Annotated in this window: 1 protein-coding gene; it reads right to left on the reverse strand. The window is 46.7% G+C overall.

The features are described 5' to 3' along the window. The coding region (locus ciss_RS09660) for an asparaginase (RefSeq protein ID WP_143298543.1) at window positions 1-319 on the reverse strand (319 nt) is incomplete at both ends.

Here is a 319-nt window from a genome sequence, read left to right on the forward strand (position 1 = left end):
GATCTTAATCTTTTCCGGGGACACTGCGGTAAAGTCAGCAATAAACTTGAAAATTTCCTGCTGGACCGGATGGTCTATTTTTTCGTAACCGCTTAAGGGATAGCCGGAAGCTTTGGCTAAAGCTAACATGCCCGCATGTTTGCCTGAACAGTTGTTATAGAGGGGTGATGGCTCTATTCCTTCTTGTTTAAGCCATAAAGCGGTTTGCCGGTCAAAAGGCTCATGGGTGCCGCAGCTTAGATAACCCTCGTCAAGGCCAATTTTTTGTAAAATTCCTGCTACCGTTTGGGTATGCTCTACGGTTCCGCTATGGGAGGCA

It is taken from the genome of Carboxydothermus islandicus (genome assembly GCF_001950325.1).
In the GTDB taxonomy this organism is placed as follows: domain Bacteria; phylum Bacillota; class Z-2901; order Carboxydothermales; family Carboxydothermaceae; genus Carboxydothermus; species Carboxydothermus islandicus.